The 26,867-nt window shown below is 70.4% G+C and carries 4 protein-coding genes; all 4 read left to right on the top strand.

What is annotated here, in order from left to right; all coding sequences use genetic code 11:
* Nucleotides 1-100: 100 nt before the first annotated feature.
* The 4 genes from IEV93_RS03485 (at nucleotide 101) to IEV93_RS03470 (ending at nucleotide 26,785) form a co-directional block, all read left to right on the top strand.
* A complete protein-coding gene (locus IEV93_RS03485; RefSeq protein WP_188486956.1) occupies nucleotides 101-319 on the top strand; it encodes an MbtH family protein in 219 nt (72 codons plus the stop codon).
* A complete protein-coding gene (locus IEV93_RS03480; protein ID WP_188486954.1) occupies nucleotides 316-2,043 on the top strand; it encodes an ATP-binding cassette domain-containing protein in 1,728 nt (575 codons plus the stop codon). The genes IEV93_RS03485 and IEV93_RS03480 overlap by 4 nt, the downstream gene beginning before the upstream one ends.
* A complete protein-coding gene (locus tag IEV93_RS03475) occupies nucleotides 2,040-3,848 on the top strand; it encodes an ABC transporter ATP-binding protein (RefSeq protein ID WP_188486952.1) in 1,809 nt (602 codons plus the stop codon). The genes IEV93_RS03480 and IEV93_RS03475 overlap by 4 nt, the downstream gene beginning before the upstream one ends.
* Nucleotides 3,849-3,943: 95 nt before the next feature.
* Nucleotides 3,944-26,785 carry a non-ribosomal peptide synthetase gene (locus IEV93_RS03470; protein WP_188486950.1) on the top strand — a complete coding sequence of 7,614 codons (22,842 nt, stop codon included), beginning with the start codon at nucleotides 3,944-3,946 and terminating at the stop codon, nucleotides 26,783-26,785.
* Nucleotides 26,786-26,867 lie beyond the last annotated feature (82 nt).

The following is a 26,867-nucleotide window of genomic DNA, read 5'->3' as shown; positions in this document are numbered from 1 at the left end:
GCCTTTGATACCATCGCTCAGTTCAGGTATCAAATGCGTCCGTACCGCGGACGCCACGCGTCTTCGCGCCCGATGCCGACCTTCGACGAGAGGAAGTGGATTGTCCAGCAATCCTTTTGACGACGCCGACGGCACCTTCGTGGTGCTGGTGAACGCCGAGGACCAGTATTCGCTGTGGCCGTCGTTCTCCGACGTGCCCGGCGGCTGGACCGTGGCGTTCGGCGACACCGGGACCGACCGTGCGAGCTGCCTCGACCACATCGAGAAGAACTGGACCGACATGCGTCCGCGCTCCCTCCGGGAGCAGATGCAGGCGTGACCGGGGGATGGGTCCTGCGTCGGACCATCACCCGCAACGCCCGGTGGCTCGTCGGCGGTTCGGTGCTCATCGCCGGATATCAGCTGTGCGAGGTCGCGATCCCCGTCCTCATCGGCGTGATCGTCGACCGCGCCGTGTCGTCGGGTTCGGTCGTCTCGATCGCGGTCTGGACCGCCGTGCTCGCCGCGGTCTTCGTCGTGCTCACCGTCCTCTACCGTCTCGGCGCCCGGCAGCTGATGTTCGGGATCGCACGCGAATCGCATCTGCTGCGTGACGAACTCAGCGGCCGCGCGCTCGAACCCGGCGGGCTGGCCGTCGCGGCCGGTCGGGACGACGCCTGGTCGTCGGGTGAGTTGCTGTCGATCTCCACCACCGACGCCGACAACACCTCGTACGTCATCGACTACATCCCTCGCGTCGTGAGCGCGGTGGTCGGGACCGTCGCGTGCGGTGTCGTGCTGCTGACGATCGACCTGGTGCTCGGCGCGATGGTGCTCGTCGGCATCCCCGTCGTGGTGTTGGGTCTGCAGGTCACCGCGCCCCTGATCGCGCGCCGCGTCGAGGCGCAGCAGGACACGGTCGGCCGCACCTCGGGGCTGGCCACCGACCTCGTCAGCGGACTCCGACCACTGCAGGGGATCGGGGCCACCGGTGCCGCGTCCGACCGGTACCGACGGTCGAGCCGCACCTCGCTGGCCGCGGCGTTGCGGGCCGCGCGGATCCAGAGCGTGCACGCGGGCGCCTCCGCCGCGGCCGGCGCATTGGCCGCCATGGGCGTCGCGGTCGCCGCGGTGTACTTCGCGCTCACCGGCGACATGGGTATCGGTGCCCTGATCACCGTCATCGGTCTCGCCCAGTTCCTCATCGACCCGTTCGCGCTGCTGGCCATCGTGCCGAGCTGGGTTGCCGAGGCCCGGGCCAGCGCCAACCGCGTCGCCCAGGTGTTGGCCGCACCCACGCTGCGTGGTCAGAAGGAGACGGCCACCACCGGCTCCGATCCCACGCCGACCGACACCCGTGGTGCGGTGCGCATCGACGCTCGCGCCCACGGCGGACTCACCGACGTCGTCCTCGACATCGCGCCGGGGGAGTACGTGGCCGTGCTGGCGCCGTCGGCACGCGACGCGGTCGCGCTCGTCGAACTGCTGGCCGGCGATCCGACCGCGCCCGCGGGCTCGGTCACCGTCGACGGTCGTCGTATCGAGGACATCGCGGTGGGCACCCGCCGAGACGCGATCGTCGTCGAGCACCACGACTCCCACCTGTTCACCGGCACGCTGGGATCGAACATCGACTGGGGCACCTCGGTGAGCGCCCGACCGGGAGATGTCGCGGCGTCGCTGGCGGCGTCGGCCGCCGACGAGGTGGTCGCGCTGTACCCGGCCGGGCTCGATCACCCGGTGACCGAGCGGGGCGCGAGCCTGTCCGGCGGTCAGCGCCAACGCCTCGCGCTGGCCCGCGCACTCATCGCCGCCCCCGACGTCCTCGTCCTGCACGACCCGACCACGGCCGTCGACGCGGTCACCGAGGCCGCCATCGCCGACGGGATCCGTGCCGTGCGCAGCGGCGCCGGGAAGACGACCGTGGTCATCACCAGCAGCCCCGCCCTGCTCGCCACCGCCGATCGCGTCCTGCTGCTCGTCGACGGCGCGATCGCCGCCGTCGGATCGCACTCCGAGCTGGCCCGCGGACGCGACGACTACCGAGAGCTGGTGTCCCGATGACCATTCCCGACGTGGCGCCGATCCTGCCGGTCGCGCAGTCGCGGCGAACCCTGCGGTGGCTGCGCACCGATCTCGCCCGTCGCCCCCGGACCCTCGTCGCGACGTTGCTCGTCGGTGTCGCCGCGGCCGGTGCCTCGGTCGTCCCGATCTACCTGCTCGGATCGTTGGTCGACCGCGTGCGCGACGGCGCCGACGTGTCCGACCTGTGGCCGCTCGCCGTCGTCATCGGGGTCGCGGCGTTGCTCGGCGGACTCGGCACCGGGGTGTCGACCTACCTGGTCACCAAACTCGGCGAACAGACCCTGGCCGACCTCCGCGAGTCGGTCCTCGCGCGTGCGTTGGATCTGCCCGCCGACACCATCGACGAATCCGGCCGCGGTGACCTGCTCTCGCGCGTCGGTGCTGACGTCGGCGCGGTCGGCAAGGCGGTGTCGCAGGTCGTGCCGACGATGATCAACGCGTTTTTCCTCGGTGTGCTCAGCCTGGTCGGGATGGCGGGTATCGACTGGCGGCTGGGACTGGCCGGGGCTCTTGCCATCCCGGCGTACATACTCGCGCTGCGGTGGTACCTGCCGCGATCGGCACCGCTGTACCGCGACGAGCGGATGGCCATCGCGGCACGCGCACAGGTGATGGTGGAATCGCTGCAGGGCATCAAGACGATCGACGCCTACGAGCGGCACGCCCATCACCGCGACGGGATCAGCGTCGCCTCGGCCCGGGCGCGTGACCTGTCCATCGCGGTGTTCACCCAGTTCACGCGTTTCGTGGGGCGGATCAACCGCGCCGAGTTCATCGGTCTCGCCGCCATTCTCGTCGTCGGCTTCCTGCTGGTCCGCGACGGCGCCGACAGCCCGGGCGGGGGAGTGACCGTCGGTGCGGTGACCGCGGCGGCATTGCTGTTCCATCGGCTGTTCAACCCCATCGGCATGCTGATGTTCAACTTCGACGAGGTCCAGGCCGCCGGCGCGAGCCTCTCGCGGTTGGTCGGCGTCGTCGACATCGCCCTGCCGGACACCGGCGCCACGTCCGGCCGAGGCGACGCCGAACCCCGCGACGCGACGGTCGAGGTCCGCGACGTCCGGTTCGCCTACCACCCGGATCACCCGGTGCTCCAGGGCGTCTCGTTGACGATCCCGGCGGGCACCCGGACCGCACTGGTCGGATCGACCGGTGCGGGCAAGACCACGCTCGCGGCGATCATCGCGGGCATGCGCGACGCCGACTCCGGTTCGGTGACCATTGGCGGTGTCCGGGTGGGTGACATCGACCCCACCCGACTACGGTCGCACGTCGCGACGATCACCCAGGAGGTGCACGTCTTCGCCGGGCCGCTGATCGAGGACCTCCGACTGGTCGCGCCCGACGCCACGCGCGACGAGGTGCTGGCCGCGGTCGGCGCGGTCGGCGCACTCGACTGGGTCACCGCACTGCCCGAGGGCATCGACACCCGGGTCGGCGAGGGCGGTCTGACGCTGACCGCGGCGCAGGCGCAGCACATCGCGCTGGCCCGTCTCGTCCTCGGCGACCCCCGTGTCGTGGTGCTCGACGAGGCCACCGCGGAGGCAGGGAGTGCGAGTGCCCGGGACCTCGAGGACGCTGCTCTCGCGGCCACCGAGGGCCGGACCACACTCGTTGTCGCACACCGTCTCACGCAGGCTGCGGTGGCCGATGCGATCGCGGTCATGGAGCACGGGCAGATCATCCAGTTCGGTTCGCACGCAGAGTTGTTGAGAGATGCGGACGGGCGATACGCCCAGCTCTGGCGTGCGTGGGAGACCGATGCGGTGACTCCGGCAGGGTAGGCTATCCTTACCGGGTGCCCGATACCTCTGTTCTCGAACTTCTCGAAGCCTGGAACGATCGGTCTGCACCTCCGTCGGTGAGCACCGTGCCGGCGATGATCGCCCCGCAGTTCGCCGCGGGCGGCGACACCATCGCGCTCGTGCACCGGGACCTGCGGTTGAGTTACGACGAACTCGGTACCCGCGTCGCGCAGCTCGCGCACCGACTGCGCGCGGAGCATCCCGCCCCCGAGGACATCATCGCCATCGGGGTCCCGCGGAGCGCGGAGATGGTGGTCGGCGTGCTGGCCGTCATGGCGGCCGGATGCGCGTTCGTCCCGGTCGACCCGTCGTGGCCCGCGGCCCGGCGCGCGCAGGTCCTCACCGACTCACGGGCGACCCGGGTACTGGTGGAACCCGGTGACGGCAGGACCGCGTCAGGCGACGGGTGGTCGGTCCCGACCGTCGAGGTGTCGTTGGCGGACTGGGCCTTCGCCGACGAGCCCACCGAACTTCCCGACGTCGAGATCGAGACGAGCCGGTTGGCGTACGTGATCTTCACGTCCGGGTCGACCGGCACGCCGAAGGGCGCCATGATCCGCCACGAGGCGATCTGCGAACGCCTGCGCTGGCAGCGCGACGAGATCCTGCACTTCGGACCCGATGACGCCTCGTTGTTCAAGGCGCCGTTGGCCTTCGACATCGCCATCAACGAGATCCTGCTCCCGCTGGTGACCGGGGGACGGGTCGTGGTCGCCGAGCCGGACGGCGAGAAAGACCCTGAATACCTGCTCGAGCTCATCGAATCCGAGGGCGTCACCTACGTCTACCTCGTCTCGTCGATGCTGGACGCGCTGCTGCAGTTGGATGCGCTCGCGGTGTCCGAACGAGGCGCGGGTGCGTCGGCTCTCGCCGGACTGCGCCACGTGTGGTGCGGCGGCGAGGTTCTCACCCCGGATCTGTTCCGCCGTTTCCGTGATCAGCTGACCACCACGCTCTATCACGGTTACGGTCCCGCCGAGGCCACCATCGGTGTCTCCCATGTGATCTACCGTGACGTCGCCGAACGCATCGCCACCTCGATCGGGTCGCCCAACCCGCACACTCAGCTCTACGTACTCGACGAGGACCTCACGCCGGTCCCGCCGGGCGTCGGCGGCGAGCTGTACGCGGCCGGGTTCCTGCTCGGTCGTGGATACGTCAACGCACCCGCGCTGACCGGCTCCCGGTTCGTGGCCAACCCGTTCGACACCGACGGGTCCCGGATGTACCGCACCGGTGACCTGGCCCGGTGGACGCCCGAGGGGACGCTGGAGTTCCTGGGCCGCGCCGACAACCAGGTCAAGATCCGCGGCCGCCGCATCGAACTCGAGGAGATCGAGGCGGCCCTGGCCGATCACCCGTCGGTACACGCCGCGGTCGTCACCGTGCGCGAGAAGCCGAGCGCGGCGCTGGTCGCCTACGTCACGACGGCGACCGGTGTCGCGAGCGACGAACTGCTGGAGTGGGCGGCGCAGACGTTGCCCGAGTACATGGTGCCGTCGGAGATCACCGTGCTCGATCAGATGCCGGTGACCGCCAACGGCAAGGCCGACCGGGTCGCACTCGCGCGCCGTACGGCGGAACAGGCTGTTGTGCACGCCGTGGGTGAGGCGGCCCCGCCGACCACGCCTCGCGAGGTCGCGCTGTGCGCGGTGTTCGCCGATGTGCTCGACCTCGATCCTGACTGGGGTGACATCGACGCCGACTTCTTCGCCCTCGGCGGCGACAGCATCGTCGCCATCCGCGTCGTGTCCCGGCTGCGCGCCCACGGTTACACCCTGCGACCGCGGGACATGTTCGCCCACCGCACCGTTCGCGCACTCGCGCCGGTGATCGGCGACGCCGCATCGCTCACCCCGCGCACCGACATCGAGGCCATCGGTCCGATCGGGGCCACCCCGATCACCGCCTGGCTCGACGAGGTGGGTGATGCGGTGGAGGGTTTCTACCAGGGCATCACACTGGTCACCCCCGACGATCTCACCGAATCCGATCTCGCCGCTGTCCTCGACGCCGTCGTCGTCCGTCACGAGCTGCTGCGTGCCCACACCGACGGTTACGCAGCGGATCTCGTCGTGGACGGCGATGACGCGCGCGCGCCGCTGACGGTGGTCGACTCATCCATCGCCGATTCGCCAGGCCGTGATCTCGCTGTCGTCGTCGACGACGCGGTGGGCCGTCTCGACCCGACTGTCGGCCGGATGGTCTCGTTCGTGTGGCTCCGCGATCTGCGCCGCCTGCTGGTCATCGCGCACCACATCGTGGTCGACGGGATCTCGCTGCGCGTCCTCGCCGAGGACATCGCCGAGGCACACCGGCGGTTGGTGGACGACGGCGCGGCGGTTGTCGACGACGTCCCGGTGTCGTTCCGCGGCTGGGCCCACGCCCTCCGTGAGGCCACCGGCGACGGCACGTTCGATCCCGACATCGAGTTCTGGTCGCGGGTGGCCGCGACGACCGACGCGCCTCTCGGTGACCGACCGCTGGACGCGGCGGTGGACACCGTCGCCACCGAGGCCCGGCTGCGCGTGGAACTACCGACCGCGGTCACCACCCGGCTGCTCACCACCGTCCCGGATTCGATCCACGGGCGGGTCGACGATCCGATGATCGCGGCGCTGGCCATCGCTATCGAGCGCTGGCGCACCGAGCGTGAGATCGCCGGCACCGCCGGCGAGGTGGTTCTCGAGCTCGAGGGACACGGTCGCGAGGGTGAACTGGTCGGCGACGCCGACGTGTCCAGGACCGTCGGATGGTTCACCACGCTCTATCCGGCGCTCCTGCAGATCGGTCCGGCCGCCGACACCGACCTGACATCGGCCCGGCTCGGTGAGCTGGTCCGCTCGGTCAAGGACCAGTTGCGCGCCGTGCCGTCGCACGGATTGAGTTATGGCGCATTGCGATACCTCGCCGGCCGGGACGATCTCGCCGTCGCACCCCAGGTGCTGTTCAACTACCTCGGCCGGTTCACCGACACCTCCCGGCCGTGGTCCATGATCACCGCCGCGGAGACCACTGTCCTCGAGGGTCGCGGACCGTCGATGCCGCTTCCGCGACTGATCGAGGTGAACGCCGAGACCGCCGACACCGCAGCGGGTCCGGTGTTGTCGGCGGTCGTCAGTTGGCCGCGCGACGCGGTAGGGGCCGACGCCATCGCGCGACTGGCCGACCTCTGGGTACAGACGCTCACCGCGATCGCCGACAACGACCACGTCGCCGGACACAGCGTCTCGGACTTCCCGCTGGTCGATCTCACCCCTGACGACGTCCGTCAGATCGACTCGTCCACGCCGGGACTCACCGCCGTCCTCCCGCTCACCCCGGTGCAGCAGGGGATCTGGTTCCACTCCACCTTCTCCGACGCCCACGACCCGTACGTTGTCCAACAGATCGTCGAGATCACGGGCGAGTTCGACGGTGACATCGATCGGGCCCGTTTCGAGGCCGCGACCGCCGCGGTCATCCGCCGCCACCAGGCCCTCGGGGCCGGGTTCACCACCGTCGCCGACGGCTCGCCCGTCGCCGTCCACGGCCGGACCCCCGCTCCGGAGGTCCGCTGGATCGGCGGTGATGCCCACGAACAGGGCGTCGGCGTCGTAGAGAGCGCTGACGTCGTCGAAAGCGCCGCACGCGCGGACCGCGAACGACCGTTCGACCTGTCCGCCCCGCCGCTCATGCGCTTCACCATGGTGCGCGACGGTTCGGGTGCCGGGTACACGATGATCCAGACGGTGCACCACATCATCGCCGACGGGTGGTCGGTGCCGCTCGTCCTCGACGATCTGCGCACCGCCTATCGAGGTGACCGGTTCACCTCCCCTGCACCGCGATTCGACACCTACCTGCGGTGGTTGGCGGATCGGGACGCACCGGCGGACCGTGCCGCGTGGTCGGAGTATCTGGCCGACGTCGACGGTCCCACCCGCGTCGCGTCCGCCGACGGCCCGATCCGGCACGGAGGCGACCCCGCGGACGGCGACGACCGCTACGGCCGCCGACGTCGGACGGTCGATGCCGGCGCCCGCGCGCGCGTCGGTGAGTTCGCTCGCACCCAGTCGGTCACCACGAGCACCGTGGTGACGTCGCTGTGGGGGATCCTGCTGGGCCGCCTCATCGGCCGGTCCGACATCGTGTTCGGCACCGCGGTCTCCGGGCGCGGTGGGGACCTGCCGGGTGTCGACAGCATCGTCGGCCTGCTCATCAACACCGTCCCGACGCGGGTACGCCACGGCGGGGGATCGTCGGTCGCCGACACCGTACGGGCGGTCGCCGCCGCGGAACTCGGTGTCATCGACCACCACCACATCCCGCTCGCGGAGGTCGGCGAGATCGCGGGGCACGGCGAACTGTTCGACACCCTCGTCGTGATCGAGAACCTGGACCGACCGGCCGCCGCCGCCGACGGTCTGCGCTTCGGCGACGTGCGTGTCATCGAGGCACCGCACTACCCGGTGACGGTGATGATCGCGCTACACGACGACATCTCGATCACCGTCACCAACGACCGATCGGTGATCAGCGACGAGTTCGCCGACACCCTCCTCGACGAGTACGCCGCGCTCCTCACCGACCTAAACGGGCCGCGTGTGCCCGCGGAGACCGCGTCCCGCCCGTCGGCCGTCGAGACCCGCACCGTGAACCGTCTTCTCGCCGACGCCGCCGAGCACCACCCCACGACCACCGCCCTCATGATCGGCGCCGCGTCGGTGACCTACGCCGAACTCACCGCGTCGGCCGCATCGATCGCGACACGACTCATCGACGCCGGTGTCGGCCGCGGTGACGTGGTCGGTCTCGTCGCGCAGCGCTCGGTCGACACCGTCGCCGGGCTGTGGGCGATCATCGCCACGGGCGCGGCCTACCTCCCCATCGACCCGAGCTATCCCGTCGCCCGGATCCGCCACATGCTCGATGCCGCGGCACCGGTCTGCGTCCTGGCCGACGCCACGGGGCGTGCGGTCGTCGACGCGGCCGGTGGCTCGATCCGCGTCGTCGACCTCGGCGGTGACCGAGTCACCGACGCCACCCTGCCCGCCGTCGATCTGACCGCGGCCGACGCCGTCTCGGTGATCTTCACGTCCGGATCGACGGGCACGCCCCGCGGAGTCGTCGGAACCCACGGCGCGCTGGCCAACCGTCTCGCCTGGGCGGGCCGCGACTGGCCCGCGCAGGTGCGTCTGGCGAAGAGCTCGTTGTCCTTCATCGACGGCACCACCGAACTGCTCGGCGCCCTGATCGCCGGAGCGACCGTCGTCCTCGCCGACGACCGGGAGAGCCGCGACGGACCCTCTCTCGCTCGGCTCATCGACGCCGGCTCGGTCGAGCAGGTGCTCGCGGTCCCGTCGCTGGCCCGTGTCCTGGCCGAGGAGTTCGCCGACGAGGTCTCCCGTGTCCGCCGGTGGATCCTCAGCGGTGAGGCGCTCGGCGCGGACACCGTCGCCGCGTTGCGCACCGGCACACCGACGGCGACGATCGTCAACTCCTACGGCTCGTCCGAGGTCGCCGGGGACGTACTCGCCGATCACGCGGTCGACGCCGACGCGCCCATCTCGCTCGGCTGCGCCGTCGCGGGCACCGACACCGTCGTCCTCGGTCGTGCCCTGACCCCGCAGCCGACCGGCGTCGTCGGTGAGATCCACGTCGGAGGTGTGCAACTCGCCCGTGGCTACCTCGACGACCCGGCCGCGACCGCGACCCGATTCGTCGCCGATCCACGCCCGGGTGTCGCGGACGGATCACGTCTCTACCGCACCGGCGACCTCGGCTGGGTCGACGCCGCCGGGGCGGTGTTCTACGTCGGCCGCACCGACGACCAGATCGCCATCAACGGGTTCCGTGTGGAACCGCGCGAGGTCGAGACGGCGATCGTCGCCATCGACGGAGTCGCCGACGCCGCGGTCATCCCTCACGAGTCCGCCGGGACCGTCGAGCTCCTCGCCGCGGTCGTCGCGTCCGACCCCGAGCTGACCCCGCAGACCGTCAGCGCCCGGCTCGCCGACGAACTGCCCCGTCACCTCGTCCCGTCATCGGTGGTCATGGTCGACGCGATCCCGCTGCTGCCCAACGGAAAACGAGACCGCGCGTCGCTGCTGGGAAGGCTGGCCGACGCAAGGTCCGGCGGCTCGCACTCCGCTGACGCGGAGTTCGTCCAACCCGCCACCGACACCGAGCGCGCCGTCGTCGCGGTGATGACCGACGTCCTCGGAGTCGACACCCTCTCGGCCGACGCCGACTTCTTCCGTCAGGGCGGCGACAGCATCTCCGCGATCCGACTCACGGGGCGCCTCGCCCGACTCGGTCACCACATCACCGGCGAGGACGTCTTCCGCGGACGGACGGCGATCGGCATCGCCGCACGGGTGGGCCGGGCGCGGTCGGTGCCCCGTGAGCCGGTCGAGCGATTCGGTACGGTTCGTCTGTCGCGCAGCGTGATCGACGCGGTGATCGCCGGAGCCCGTTCGGCGGTGGACGACATCTGGGCGATGACCCCGCTGCAGCAGGGCGTCTATTTCCAGTGCGCCGACCTAGACGGCGCCGACGAGGACGCCACCTACATCGCGCAGAACTCGTTCACCGTCGACCACCGTCTCGACGTCGGCGCCATGCGCACGGCGTTTGCGGCCCTGCTGAACCGGAACCCACAGCTGCGAGCAGGTTTCCGGTCCGTCGACACCGACACCGACGCCGACGCAGAGTCCGAGACGTCTCTGGTCGCGGTCATCGCCGGGAATCCTCCGATTGACATCAGCGTCCACGACCTCACGGCCGCGAACGACCCGGCCACGAGCCTGGGTGCGATCGTCGACGCCGACCGCACCACACCGTTCGACCTCGAGGCGCCGCCACTGATCCGGCTCGGCATCGTCCACCTCCCGGACGGCACCGACCGACTGCTGCTGACCTACCACTTCCTGCTGTTCGACGGCTGGTCGCGCGAACTCGTGCTGCGTGATCTGTTCGCGCTCTACGACGCCGCCCGGACCGGAAGCGACGCGTCGAGCGCGCCGACGGGGTCGGCACCGTTCACCGACTATCTGCGGTGGTTGGACGAGATCGATCCCGCCGCCTCGCGTGCTACGTGGGCGGACGTCCTGGCCGATGTCACAGAACCCACCCTCGTGGCGGGCACGGGCTCGGCGAATCCAGGGCGGGACACCGCGGATTCCGCACCACTGCAGATCTTCTCCGAGATCTCCGCGGAGCTGACCGCTGCGGTCCACACCACCGCCGATCGACTCGGGGTCACCGACAACGCCGTGCTGACCACGGCGCTCGCCGTCGTCACCGGCCACCATGCGGGCACCTCGGACGTGGTGCTCGGCACGACGGTCGCGGGGCGACCCGGCGAACTGGTCGGCATCGAGGAGACCATCGGTCTGTTCCTGAACACCGTCCCGGCGCGTGTCGACCTGACGCCGTCGCGGACCGTCGCCGACGTCATCCGTGGCGTCGCCGACCAGCGTGTGGCGACGATGCCGCACGACCACGTGGGTCTGGGCGAGGTGCAGCGAATCGCCGGACACGCACCGCTGTTCGACTCGCTGTTCGTGCTGCAGAACTTCCTCGACGACGACACGTTCGCCGATCTCGAACGCGCGCAGGGCATCACCGGGGTCGACTACACCGACACCACGCACTTCCCGATCACCTGGGTGCTGACGCCCGGGGAGTCGATGGGCGTCAAGCTCGAGTACCGGCCCTCGTCGGTCGACACCGGGCTCGCGCACTCGATGCTGACCCGGCTGACCACCGTCCTCAGTGCGCTCGTCGCCGACACCGACCGCGCCATCGGTGCGGTCACCCTGGTCACCCCGGCCGAGCAGGCGACCCTCGAGTCCGACCGGCACATCACCGACCACGATTTCGAGCCGCTGACCGTCGCTGAACTCCTCGCCGATCAGTCGGCACGACGTGGTGACACCGTCGCGGTGGTCTCCGGTTATGAACGGGTGACCTACGCCGAACTCGACGCGCGCATCAACCGCATGGCGCGTCTCCTCCTCGCCCATGGCGCCGGTCCGGAGCGGATCGTGGCGCTCGACCTGCCGCGGTCGGTCGACATGGTGGTGGCGTTGTTCGCGGTGCTGCGTAGCGGCGCGGCGTATCTTCCTCTCGAGCGCGAGTACCCGGTGGAGAGGCTCGCGGCGATCGTCGACGACGCCGAACCCACGATCCTGCTCACCGACGTCGGTGGGACCGCGCTCACGACCGCGGCCGCCGAGCGTGGCTGCGACATCGTCGCTCTCGCTGATCCCGACGTGGTCGCCCGCATGGCCGACGCGTCGGCGAGTGCTCTGCGCGACGACGAGCTCGGTGCCTTCGCCTCGGGCGCCGATCGCCTGCGCCATCCGGCCTACCTCATCTACACCTCGGGCTCCACCGGGAAGCCCAAGGGTGTCGTCACGCCGTACGTCGGGCTGACGAACATGTACCACAACCACGCGACCGCGATCTTCGAACCGACCATCGCACGTGCCGATCGCGGCGCGGATGTTCCTCTTGCCGTGGCCCATACGGTGTCGTTCTCGTTCGACATGTCCTGGGAAGAACTCTTCTGGCTCGTCGCCGGCCACGAGGTGCACATCTGTGACGAGGAGCTGCGCCGTGACGCGCTCGGACTCGTCGAGTACTGCCGTGCGCACACCGTCGACGTCATCAACGTCACGCCGACCTACGCCCACCACCTCATCGACGCCGGGCTGCTTGCCACCGATCAACACAACCCGGCACTGGTCCTGCTCGGCGGCGAGGCCGTCACCGACACGGTGTGGTCCCGTCTGCTCGACGCGCCGGGCGTGGAGGGCTACAACCTCTACGGCCCCACCGAATACACGATCAACACTCTCGGTGCCGGTACCGCCGACAGCGCCACGCCCACGGTGGGACAGGCGATCTGGAACACCCGCAGCCACATCCTCGACACCGCCCTGCGACCGGTGCCCGACGGCGTGGTCGGCGAGTTGTACATCGCCGGAACAGGTCTGGCGCGCGGTTACCACCGGCGCCCAGACCTCACCGCGGCCGCGATGGTGGCCGATCCCTTCACCACCGGTGGTCGCATGTACCGCACCGGCGACCTGGTGCGACGCCGACCCGACGGCAACCTCGACTACCTCGGCCGCAGCGACGACCAGATCAAGATCCGCGGCTACCGTGTGGAACTGGGCGAGATCGAGAGCGTGCTGTCGACGATCGAGGCGGTGGCGCGATGTGCCGTGATCGCCCGCTCCGACGCTGCCGTCCCCGGCCAGAAGACGCTCGCCGCGTACGTGATCCCGGTCGAGGCCGACCGCCAGCCGGCCGATCTCATCGGTGACGTCCGCGACCGGCTCGCCCAGGTTCTGCCCGCCTACATGGTGCCGACGCGCTACGGGGTCGTCGACGACCTCCCGCTGACCGTCAACGGCAAACTCGACATCGCGTCACTGCCGGAGCCGGTCGCGGCCACCCGCGCCGACGCGCGCGATCCCCGGTCGGAGAGCGAGCAGATCGTCGCCGAGCTGTGCCAGACCATCCTGGGCATCGACCGCGTCGGTATCGACGACGACTTCTTCGCCCTCGGTGGCGACAGCATCTCCTCGATCTCCCTGTCGAGCCGGGCCGCGGCCAGGGGGCTGCGGATCAGTTCCCGTGACGTGTTCCGTCGGCGCACGATCCTCGCGATCGCCGCCGCCGCGACCACCGTCTCGGGAGCCGGCGACACCGAGGACGTCGCCGTCGGCACCGTCCCGTCGACACCGATGCTGGCCGAGACACGCACGGCCGGGACCTCGCTCGCCGCGTTCTACCAGTCCATGGTGCTGCGCACCCCGGTCGGCATGACCCATGAGCAGCTGAGTGCCGTCCTCGACGCGCTGGTCACCCGACATGATCTGCTGCGTGCCGAGGTCTTCGGTGGAGACGAGTGGGAACTGGTCGTACCGACCGACGTCACGGTGCGCGAGCGCTACCGTCTCGCACTGTCCGACAGCGACTTCGGCTCCGGTCGCCTCGACGCGGCCATCGCCGAGCGTGCCGCCGCCCTCGACGCACACGGCGGGATCATGCTCACCGCGGCGTGGCACCCGGGCCCGAACACGAACAGCAGCGGCACGGGGAGCGGTCAGCTCCTTCTCGTGATCCACCACCTCGTGATCGACGGCGTCTCGTGGCGCATCGTGGTCGAACACCTCGCGCAGGCGTGGTCACGGGTCCGTGCCGGGAACGACCCTCGGATCGAGCCCGTGGGGACGTCCTTTCGCCGCTGGGCGCAGCTGCTGACCACCACGATCGCGAGTGGCGCCCAGCGCGCCGAGATCGACCACTGGACGGCAACTCTCGAGCCCGTTCCGCCCATCGGTGACCGCGCGCTCGACGCCGCCGTCGACACCGCGGCCACCACCCGCACCATCACCGTCGACCTTCCCCCCGACGTCACCTCCACACTCGCGGGTCCACTGCCGTCGTCGATCTTCGGAGGCGTCGACGAGATCCTCCTGACCGGGTTGTCGTTGGCGAGTCGCGCCTGGCGGGCGGCCCGCCGTCCCGACGTCGACCCGACCGCCCGTCTACTGGTCAACCTGGAGGGGCACGGTCGGCGTCCGGAGGTCCTCGGCACCGCCGGCGACCACGTCGGGCTCGCCGAGACCCTCGGTTGGTTCACGTCGATCCACCCGGTGGCGGTCGACGCCGGCGACGTGGAGTGGGACGACGTCCTGCGCGGGGCGCCCGTCCTCGACGCCGCGCTCAAGACGGTCAAGGAACAGGTCCGGTCCACTCCGTCGCAGGGCATCGGGTACGGCATCCTGCGGTACGTCGACGAGGTCCCCGAACTCGTCGACCTGCCGACACCGGAGATCCTCTTCAACTACCTGGGTCGCTTCGACGCCCCTGATGGGTCGAACTCAGACGGGACCACCGACGTGCCCGACTGGACCTCGGTCCCCGGGATCGGCGAGCTGCACGAGGGGGTCGATCCGTGCAACCCCGCAGCGGCACTCGAGATCAACGCCCGGATCGACGGCACGGGCGACTCCGCCCGGTTCGTCGCCGAGATCACCTGGCCCACCGGCATCCTCGACGACGTCGCCGTGACCGACCTGGCCGACCGCTGGATGGCGGCCCTGACCGGACTCACCCGAGCGCGGGTCGGCGGCCACACGCCGTCGGACTTCGGTCAGGTGGATCTGACGCCTGAGGACATCGCCACACTGTCGCCGACCGACCGACCAGCGGACGACATCCTGCCGCTGCTGCCGCTGCAGAGCGGGATGTACTTCCACTCGATACTGCTGGCCGGTGACCGGGCAGCAGGCGCCGATGTCACCGATCCCTATGTGGTGCAACAGGTCGCCGCGATCACCGGCCGGGTCGATGTCGACCGGTTCGCCGCGGCGATCGACGCCGTCGTGGCCCGCCATGCCGCTCTGCGAGCACGGTTCGCGACCACGTCGGCCGGTGCTCTCGTCCAGGTCATCGAATCCCATCAGACGGCCGACGTCGAGCAGGTGGACCTGCGATCGGACGCCGATCCCTCCGTGAGCGCGGACGAGTGGGCGGCTCGCACGCTGGCCCGACCGTTCGACCTCAACGCCGCGCCACCGATCCGTTTCGCGCTGCTGAGCCTGACCGACACCGAGCACCGACTGGTGCAGACCATGCACCACGCGCTCGCCGACGGCTGGTCCTACCCGCTGATCTTCGCGGACCTGTTGTCCGCCTACCGTTCCGGAGTCGACACCCTCCCGCCGGTCGCGATCGACCTCGCCGATCACATCGCCGCGGTTCATCGCGGCGACATCGCCGACGCTCGGGCCGCCTGGACCGCGGCACTGTCCGGGGTGAACGGTCCCACGTCGATCGCGGAACACCTCCCCACGGTGGCCACCCCGTCGACCGGACACCGAGACGTCTCGACCACCCTGCCCGAGGACGCCACGCGAGCACTGACCGCGGCCGCCCGCACCCGCGGCGTCACCCTCGGCGCCGTCGTCCACGCCGCGTGGGCGCTGGTCCTGGGGCGCATGACCGGCACCGACTCCGTCGTGTTCGGTTCCACCGTGTCGGGTCGTGCGGGCACCGATCCCGACGTCATCGGTGTGGTGGGACTCCTCATCAACACCAACCCGCTCGCGGTGTCCTGGCAGGGTGCCGACTCGCTGGCCGACGTCGTCGCCGGGGTGGCCGCCTTCCAGCTCGAGGTCATGGACGCCCAGCAATTGGGGCTCACCGAGATCGCCCGCCTCACCGGGCATCCGACGCTCTTCGACACGATGGTCGTGGTCGAGAACTTCCCGGATGTCGAGGACACGCCCGGCTCCGATCCGGATGCGCTGCGCGTCACCGGGTTCACCGGCACCGACACCCCGCACTACCCGGTGTCGCTGGTCGCGTTCCCCGGCGACGAGCTGGCGCTGGAGATCAAGTACGACAGCTCCCTGGTGTCCGAGCACTACGCCACCGGTCTCACCCGCGCCGTGGCCGCGGTGATCGACCAGTGGACCGTCGACCCCGAACGTCGCGTCGCCGCAACCGCTCTGGAGCCCACCGCGACCGCCGTCGCGCCGCCGCAGACCGTGCGCTCGGACACCACACTTCTCGCGCTCGTCGCCGCGTCGAGCGCCGAGGATCCCGACGCCACCGCGGTCACGTTCGGCGAGGCCTCGCTGACCCGTCGAGAGCTCGACGAAAGGTCGAACGCTCTGGCCCGCCTCCTCGTCGACGCAGGCGCCCGGCCGGAGGCACGCGTCGGAATCGCGCTGCCGCGTGGACTCGACCTCGTCGTCGCCGTCCTCGCCGCGGTGAAGTCCGGTGCGGCCTACGTGCCGCTCGACACCGATTCACCCGCCGAACGCCTGCGGTACATCACCGGTGACGCCGGCCTGACCGTGCTCGTCACGTCGCAGGCCCTCGCCGAGGTCGTCCCCGTCGCCGACGACACGGCCACGATCCTGCTCGACGGGGACACCCACCGAGAGCGTCTCGAGCGCGCGTCGACCGCCCTGGTCACCGACGCCGATCGCATCGCACCACTGAGACCCGGACACCCGGCGTACCTCATCTACACCTCGGGATCGACGGGAGCGCCGAAGGCCGTCGAGATGCCGCACGCGTCGGTGGTCGCCCTCTTCACCGCCGCGACCGCGCGGATGCCGCTCGACGGTCAGGTGTGGACCATGTTCCACTCCATCGCCTTCGACTTCTCGGTGTGGGAACTGTGGGGTGCGCTGTGCCACGGCGGCCGTCTAATCGTCGTCGACGGCGAGACCTGCCGGGATCCCGAGCGCTTCGTCGAACTCCTGGCCCGGGAACGGGTCACGATGCTCAGCCAGACGCCGTCGGCGTACTACCCGCTGATGGGCCACCCCGGGTTCGCCGATCTGGCGGTCGAGACCGTGGTCTTCGGCGGCGAGGCACTCGATCTCGACCGGGTGCCCGCACGCGGGCACACCCGACTGATCAACATGTACGGCATCACCGAGACCTGCGTGCACGTCACCGATCATGACCTCGGCCACGACACCGGCCGGGCGAGCGTCATCGGCACACCGCTGCCCGGCCTCGACGTGCACCTACTCGACCACCACCTGCAGCCGGTCCCCGCCGGTCTGGTCGGCGAGATCTACGTGGTCGGACCGCAACTCGCACGCGGGTACGCCGCCCGGTCGGCGCTGACGGCCACACGGTTCGTCGCCCACGAGTCGGGCACCCGTATGTACCGCAGCGGCGACCTCGCCTACCGCGACACCGCAGGCGATCTCGTCTACCTCGGCCGTGCCGACCAGCAGGTCGCACTGCGGGGCTATCGCATCGAACTCGGCGAGGTCGAGCATGCGTTGCGGCACCTCGACGGGATCGCCGACGCCGCCGCCGCGGTGGGCGACGACCGCACGGGCCGCAGCGTGCTGACCGCGGTCGTCGTCGGGCGGACACCGGACGCGGTGCCCGACCTGGACGACCTGAGAGCGCAACTGGCCGAACATCTCCCGACCTATATGATCCCGGCGCGGATGGCCTCGGTGACGGCGCTGCCACTCACCGTCAACGGCAAGGTCGACCGCGCAGCCGTCGTCGGCGCCGCGGTGGTCGAGTCGGAGGTGGTCGCAACCCCGACGCCCCCCACCCCGACCGCATCCACACCGACCGACGCCGACGGCCTGGCCGCGGTGGTCGCCGATCTGCTGGGACTCGACCATGTCGGTCCCGACGACGATTTCTTCAGCCTCGGTGGCGACAGCATCGTCGCGATCTCGCTGGTCAACCGGGCGAAGACGCTGGGCGTCACGATCTCGCCGCGGGACGTCTTCACTCACCGCACCGCACGCAAGCTCGTCGAATCCGGGGGAGTCGCCCCAGGTGCAGCCTCACCCGGGGCGGCAGCGAGCGACGACCCCGACCGCCCTGATCCCGATCGGTACGGCGATGTCCTGCTGACCCCGATCGTGCACCGACTCAACGAACTCGGCGGGACCATCACGCGATTGAACCAGGCCGAGGTGCTCTACACCCCCGCCGGCGCCGACGCATCGCAGATCCGTGCTCTGCTCGATGCGCTGGTCCGTCGCCACGATGCGTTGCGCCTGAGGCTGATCCGGACCAGCCCGCTGCTGTGGTCGACCGAGGTCGACGCACCCGGCGCGTCGCCCGATCCGATCCTGCGGATCGTCGACGGCACCGGTCTCGATCACACCGCCCTGACCGCGGCGATCGCGGAGCACTCCGACGAACTCACCGGCCTGCTCGATCCCGACACCGGTCAGATGATCGCAGCGGCCTGGATCGACGCCGGACCTGATGCACGCGGCCGACTGATCCTGGTGATCCACCACCTCGCCGTCGACGGCGTGTCCTGGCGGATCGTGCTCGACGACCTGGCCACCGGGTGGGCCGACGTCATAGCGGGACGGACCCCGGAACTGCCCGCTGCGACGGCGTCCGTTCGCGGTCACGCCACCGCGCTGACCCAGCGTGCCGCCCATCCGGACCTGCTGGGCGAGTTCGAGTTCTGGCGGGCGCAGGTCGAGCCGGGTGCCGACCTGGTGGACGGTCCCGTCCCGTTCGGGCTCACCGTGGGCCAGACCACCGACCGCACCGTCACCGTCGACACCGCACTCACACAGCGGCTGTTGACCTCGATCCCGGTGGCCTTCGACGCCGACATCACCGAGACCCTGGTGGCAAGCCTGGCGTTCGCTGCCGCCCGCGTCCGTGGAGGTGCGGGCGAACTACTCATCGACCTCGAAAGACACGGTCGGGACATCGATCTCGACGGCATGGACCTCACTCGTACGGTCGGGTGGTTCACCACCGTCGCCCCGGTCCGGCTGCCGGCCGTGACCGCGACTGGTGGCGTCGCCGAATCCGTGGGCGCGGTGCGCGACGTACTGCGCGCTGTACCCGACGGCGGTGTCGGTGCCCGGGGCATCGGCTTCGGGCTGTTGCGCTACGCCAACCCGAGGACCGCGGGACTGCTCGCCCGAGGGGCGGCACCCCAGGTGCTGTTCAACTACCTCGGACGCAGTTCCGAGGGGCAGGAACGCGATTGGTTGAGCGCCGCCGAGTCCTCCGCGCTTCGGACCGCGCCGGATGCCGATCTCGGCACGCCGTATCTGCTCGAGGTCAACGCCGTCTGCATCGACGGGCCGGACGGACCCGAACTGCGAATCCACCTCACCTATCCGCAGGAGGGGATCGCCGGGCTCGACGTCGACCGCCTCGGCGACGACTGGCTCGCCGCGCTGGGCGACCTCGACTCGGCGGCCGAATCCGCGCCGACCGTCACGCTGCGCTCACTGCCCGAGGACGATCACACCGCGCTCGTGGACCGCTACGGGTCGGCCCTGAACGATGTCTGGCCGCTGTCGCCGCTGCAGGAGGGTCTGTACTTCCAGGCCACCAGCTCCGACGTCGACGTCTACGTCGCCTGCAACGCCTTCGATCTGGACAGCCGCCTCGACGCGCACGCGCTACGCGAGGCCATGGGCGAGGTGATGGGTACCCATCGCGCGATGCGATCGGGGTTCGTCACCGCGGCGAGCGGTCGGCTCGTCACGTTCATCGTCGACGACCTCGAGGTGCCGCTGACCGAGATCGACCTGACCGGCGTCGACCCGACGGAGATCCCGGCCCGACTGGACGAGATCACCGACGCCGACCGGACGGCCCCGTTCGACCTGGCCGCACCGCCTCTGCTGCGCCTGTCCCTGATACACCTGCCCGACGGTCGCGACCGGTTGATGTTCACCTACCACCTGCTGCTGTGGGACGGCTGGTCCCGGGAGCTGGTGCTCACCGACCTCTTCGCCGCCTACGACCGTCGGGTGGGACGCGCCGCGTCGGCGATCGACCCGCCCCGCGCTGATTTCCCCCGCGCTGATTTCACCGACTATCTGCGCTGGGTAGGGGATCAGGACACCGCCGCCTCGGCGCAGGCGTGGAAGGACTACTTCGCCGGGCTCGAGGAACCCTCGATCCTGTATCCGGCCGCGATCGGCACCGACCCCGTGCTGGCGCGGCGGGTCGACGTGGAGTTCTCCGAGACGGAGACCGAACAGCTCGGCGTCGCGGCACGGCGTGCCGGGGTGACGACGCACGCACTGATCAGCACCGCTCTGGCCCTGCTGCTCTCGCGTCGTCTCGGCCGCGCGGACGTCGTGTTCGGGACCACCGTCGCCGGGCGTCCCACCGACCTCGACGGCATCGACTCGGTCGTGGGTGTCTTCCTCAACACCGTCCCGGTGCGGGTGACGATGACGCCGTCGCAGCGCGCGGCCGACGTGATGCGGCGCGTGCAGGACGACCGCATCGCGATGATGGACCACGAGTACCTCGGGCTCGGCGAGGTCCAGCGCCACGCAGTGCAGGGCGACGGTGACGGCGGTGCGCTGTTCGACAGCCTCTACGTGCTGCAGAACTTCCTGGGCGACGACACGTTCACCGATCTCGAACGGGCGCAGGGCATCACCGGGGTCGAGGCCGTCGACGCCACCCATTACCCGCTCACCTGGGTGGCCATGCCCGGCCGTCGACTGTGGCTCAAACTCGAGTACCGCCCCGACGTGGTCGACGCGGACGAGGCCCGTGGGCTGCTCGACGAACTGCACGCGATCCTGCTCGCCGCGTCGCGGGACGTCGACCGCGGCGTCGCCGGCCTCACCGCACCGGCCGACGCGCACGCCGAGATCACCGGCCGTGCAGTCGACATCGACGATGTGACCATCGCCGAGATGCTGGCCGAGCAGGCGCGACGGTCGCCCGACGCGCCGGCACTGACCCAGGGCGACGAGGAGATCGACTACCGCGAGCTCGCCGAGCGGGTCAACCGCACCGCCCGACTGTTGCTCGACCACGGCGCGGGCCCCGAACAGATCGTCGGCCTCGCGTTGCCGCGGTCGGTGGACATGGTGGTCGGCCTGTTCGCGGTGTTGTCGGTGGGCGCGGCGTATCTGCCGCTGGATCTGTCGGCGCCCGACGAGCGCATCGCCGACCTCGTCGACGACGCCGCACCGCTGCTGGTCCTCGTCACCGAGGAGACCCGACCCCGGATCGAGGGTGCCGCAAACGTTTCCATCTCTGATGCCGCCGACCACCCGGGCCACCCCCTCGAGGCATCCGAGATCGGCGCGTTCGCCCCCGGCAACGCATTGCGTCTCGACCATCCCGCCTACGTCATCTACACCTCCGGTTCCACCGGCAAGCCCAAGGGCGTGGTCACCGGATACCGCGGTCTGACGAACATGCAGATCAACCACCGGGCCGAGATATTCGCACCGGTGATCGCGGCCGCCGGCGGAGCCACGCTGACCGTCGCGCACACGGTCTCGTTCGCGTTCGACATGAGCTGGGAGGAACTGCTCTGGCTCGTCGAGGGCCACCACGTGCACATCTGCGACGAAGACCTGCGACGCGACTCCGCCGCGCTGGTCGCCTACTGCCGTGACCACGGTGTCGACGTCATCAACGTCACCCCCACCTACGCAACGCAACTCCTCGAACAGGGACTGCTGGAGGGGGTCGGCCGCCCGAAGCTGGTCCTGCTCGGTGGCGAGGCGGTGTCAGACCAGCTGTGGAGCGCACTGCGCGACACCCCGGATCTGCTGGGCTACAACCTCTACGGGCCCACCGAGTACACCATCAACACCCTGGGTGTCGGGACCGACGACTCGGATCGGTCTGCGGTGGGTACCCCGATCACCAACACCACCTGCTCCATCCTCGACGGATGGCTGCGACCGGTCCCGGACGGTGTCAGCGGTGAGTTGTACATCCGCGGAGCCGGTCTCGCCCGCTGCTACCTCGATCGCCCCCGACTCACCGCGGCCGCCTTCGTGGCCGACATCACGGGCACCGGTGAGCGGATGTACCGCACCGGTGACCTGGTGCGCCGACGCCCGGACGGTCTCATCGACTACCTGGGTCGCACCGACGACCAGGTGAAGATCCGTGGCCATCGCGTGGAACCCGGCGAGGTGACCGCGGTGATGCTGACGCTGCCCGGGGTGACCGGTGGATCGGTGATCGCGGCCGCCGATGATTCCGGGACCAAGCGGCTCGTCGCCTACGTCGTCGTCGATCCGACGCATCGCGACGACGGTCTCCTCGGCCGGGTGCGCAGCGGCCTCGCGTCGACGCTGCCCGCGTACCTCGTGCCGGCGGCCTACGCGGTCGTCGACAGTCTGCCGTTGACGATCAACGGCAAGCTCGACACCGCAGCGCTTCCCGAGCCCACGGTGATCTCGACGCGGTCGCGCGCGGCGGCGAACAACACCGAGCGCGCCCTCTGCGAGGTGTTCGCCACGGCGCTCGACGTGGGGGACGTCGGCGTCCAGGACGACTTCTTCGCCCTCGGCGGCCACTCCCTGCTGGCCACCCGACTGCTCGGCCTGATCAACGACCGTTTCGGTTCGTCGCTGCGGGTCCGCGACCTGTTCGACGCCCCGTCCCCCGAGGCGTTGGCCCGTCGCATCGCCGCGACCGACTCGGACGCCGCGGGCAGCGTGCGGCCACTCGTCGCGCGCACGGACCCCGGACCGGCACCGCTGGCACCGCCGCAGCAGCAGTTGTTCGTGATGTCGCAGATCGACCCGACATCGACGTCCTACCTGTACCCGCTCGCGGTCCGTGTGCGCGGGCACCTCGACGCCTCCGCCCTGCGCACCGCACTGCTCGCGGTCATCGACCGGCACGAGCCGTTGCGCAGCCGCTACGTCGAGCGCGACGGTCACGTCGTCGCAGACGTCTTCGATTCCTCCGCCGTCGACGCGCAGCTCGTGTTCGGTGTGGAGCAGCTCGACGAGTCGGACCTGCACGACGCCATCGCATCGGAGCTGTCCCGCCCCATCGACCCTGCGGTCGACCTGCCGATCCGGGCGACTCTGCTCGAGGTCGGGACCGACTCGGTGCTGCTGCTCTGCCTGCACCACCTGGTGGCCGACGAGTGGTCCGACGCGGTCCTGCTCGGCGACCTCGACCGTGCCTACCGAGCGGCCGCGGATCCCACCGGCGCGGATACCGCTGCGGCACCGGACGACATCGAGGTCACCTACGGCGACTACGCGCAGTGGGCCCGCGACCGACTCGGCGACCCGACCGACGACTCCAGCGCGCACAGCACCCAGATCGATTACTGGCGAACGCAACTGGCCCACCTCCCGCCCGAGGTCACCGTCGCCCCCGACCTCGTACCGACACGACCCGGCCGCGCCGACGAGGTGTCCACACGCGTCGACACCGCCGTCGCCGATCGTCTCCGGTCGGTGGCCGGGGATGCGGGTGCGACGGTGTTCATGGCCCTGCACGCCGCGCTCGCGGTCACGCTGCGACGGTTCGGTGTCGGCGACGACGTCGTCATCGGCAGCCCGCAGTCCGGACGCACCGAGGCCGCCCTGGCCGACCTCGTCGGGTTCTTCGCCAACACCGTCGTCCTGCGGACGGATCTGTCCGGCCGACCCACGTTCGGTGAGTTGCTGACCCGCGTGCGTGCCGTCGATCTCGCAGCGCTCGACCACGCCGACGTGCCGTTCGCCGACGTGGTCGGGGCGCTCAACCCGGTCCGCTCGCCGGGCCGCAACCCGCTGTTCGCGGTGATGCTCGGGTACTTCCGCAGGCAGACCGACGGAGACGCGGCCGCGATGTTCGGGCTGTCGACCGCCGACGTGGACGTCACGCCCGCCGAGGCCAAGGTCGATCTCAACCTGACGTGCATCGACCACGGCCCGGGCGGGCCGATCGAGCTGGTGCTCGAGTACGACTCGTCGCGCTACCTCGCGGCCACCGCGCGCGATCTGACCGACTGCCTGGAACGGGTGGTCGGCTCCGCGGCAGCCACTCCGGACACCGGAGTTGCCGATCTCGGCATCGTGCCGACGACAGCTGTTCCGGCCGAGGCGGTCGCGACGCCCACCCGCTGGTACACCGAACTGGACGAGCACGCGGCCCGCAGTCCACGTACGCCGGCCGTCATAGCCGGGGGAGTGGGCGTGTCCTACCGGGCGCTGGCCGAACGCAGCCGGGTCATCGCGGACCGACTGGCGCACGCAGGGGTCGGGGCGGAGACGGTCGTCGCACTCGCGATGGACCGCACCGCGGATCTCGTGGCCGCGATGGCCGCCGTGCACCGACTGCACGCCGCGTACCTGCCGTTGGACCTGACGCTGCCCACCGACCGGCTGGCCTACATCGTCGACGACGCCGCGCCGGTGCTCGTGCTCACCGACGGCCACGCCGACCTGAGCTGGTCGTCGGCCCCGGTGCGGACGGTCGACGACGCCCAGTGGTCGTCGATGGGCGGGGAGTCGGAGCGCGCCGCGGTGCCCGACTCGCCACCGGCAGCCGATCTGGCGGCCTATCTGATCTACACGTCGGGCTCCACCGGAAAGCCCAAGGGTGTCAACGTCACCCACCGCGCGCTCGACGCCTTCCGGGCCGGGGTGGATCGGGCGTTCCCGATCGGCGCCGACGACGTTGTCCTCGCGGTCACGACGGTGTCGTTCGACATCGCGGTGCTCGAACTGATCGTGCCGGTGACCACCGGCGCCACCGTCGTGCCGGCCGATGCGTCGCAGGCCGCCGATCCCGGGCGGCTCGGTGACCTCATCGCCACGAACGACGTGACCGTCGCGCAGGCGACCCCGTCGCTGTGGGCGATGGTGACCCGACACCGCGACGCCGACGGCCGGGCCATCGACCTCTCCGGTGTCCGCGTCGCCGTCGGCGGCGAGGCGTTGCCATCCGACCTGGCAGGCGAATTGGTGCGGCGAGCCGCGCAGGTGTCGAACATGTACGGCCCCACCGAGGTCACGGTCTGGGCCACGTCGGCACAGATCGACGCGGCCGCGGCCGCACGACCACCGATCGGCTCGCCCTGGCACACCGTGGTCGGCCATGTGCTCGACGCGGACCTGCGCCCCGTGCCGGCGGGCGTGACCGGCGAGTTGTATCTAGCAGGCGCACAGGTGGCCCGCGGCTACCACGACCGTTTCGGTCTGACGTCGGAACGCTTTGTGGCCGATCCCTTCTCCGCCGACGGCAGCCGCATGTACCGCACCGGTGACGTCGTCCGCGCGCGCCGCGACGGCAATCTGGAGTATCGCGGGCGGTCCGATCACCAGGTCAAGATCCGCGGACACCGGATCGAGCCCGACGAGGTCGCCGCGGAACTGCGGCGGATCGACGGCGTCATCGATGCCGTGGTCGTCGCCGACGACCACCCCGCGGTCGGGTTGCGTCTCGTCGGCTACACCGTCGGCACCGACGTGACCGAGAACGCCTTGCGCACCCGGCTGGGGTCGTTGCTGCCCGCGCACATGGTCCCCGCGCGCATCGTGGTACTCGATGCCTTGCCCCTGACCCCCAACGGCAAGGTGGACCGAAATGCGTTGCCGGAGCCCACCGACGCGGCATCCGATGACGCGTTCGCGGCCGATCTGACGGAGACCGAACGAGCGGTCGCCGACCTGTTCGGGGAGATCCTCGGCGTCCCCGTCTCCGACGTCCACTCCGACTTCTTCGCACTCGGTGGCCACTCGTTGCTGCTGGTCCGCTTGGCCGACGCGTTGGACGAGCGGTTCGATCAGCGCATCGAGGTCCGAGAACTGTTCGGCCTCAGCACCGTCGGGGCGCTTGCCACCCGGATCGACAACCCCACGAACAGGTCTGCCTCCGACGCCCTCGATCCGGTCATCCGATGGGGTGCCGAGGTGGAGGACACGGACGCGGCCCCGGTCATCTGCCTTCCCCCCGCCAGCGGGATGTGCTGGGAATTCGCCGGTCTGGCGCGGGCACTCGGTCCGACGGTCCCGGTGATCGGGTTGCAGTCGCGGTCGCTGACCGACCCGTCGGCGATCGGCCGACCGTTCGACGACGTCGTCGTCGACTATTGCGAACGCATCGACGAGCTCGGTGTCGGGCCACGGATCGCGCTGGTGGGCTGGTCGTTCGGCGGCATCGTCGCGGTCGCGATTGTCGGTGCACTCCGACGTCGCGGGTACACCGTCGACCCGTTGATCGTCCTCGACGCGTACCGGCCGGACAGTGTTGCCGACGACGACGAGCACCTCGCGACGCTGCTGCGTGAACTCGGGATCGCCGTGCCCGCAGCCGAACCGGTCACGATGGACACCGCTGTGCGGTTGGTCGCCGCCGACGACGACTTCCTCGCCTCGCTCGGCGACGACGCGGTTCGCTCGGTGATCGACACCTACCTCGACAGCGATCGGATCATCGCCGACGCGGTACAGGCCGACTCGATCCCCGATCCCGTCGTCGAGCCGGTGACGTTCCTGCAGTCGACGGTGCTCGAGTCCGGCTTCGACGGGAACTCAGCCGCCGGATGGCGGTCGGCGGTGCCCGCTCTCGAGGTGATCGACGTCGACGTCGCGCACTCGCAGATGCTGACCGCGCCCGCCGTCGAGATCATCGTCGGGCTGCTCGGACACTGACACCACACGCACACCGACAACAGAAGAGCGCCGGCCCGAGGAATCGGACCGGCGCTCTCGTGTCTGGGTTCGGGTGGTGGTT

The organism is Williamsia phyllosphaerae (assembly GCF_014635305.1).
Classification (GTDB): domain Bacteria; phylum Actinomycetota; class Actinomycetes; order Mycobacteriales; family Mycobacteriaceae; genus Williamsia_A; species Williamsia_A phyllosphaerae.
The sequence above is the reverse complement of the archived record's forward strand: the minus strand, read 5'-3'. Positions and strand labels throughout refer to the sequence as shown.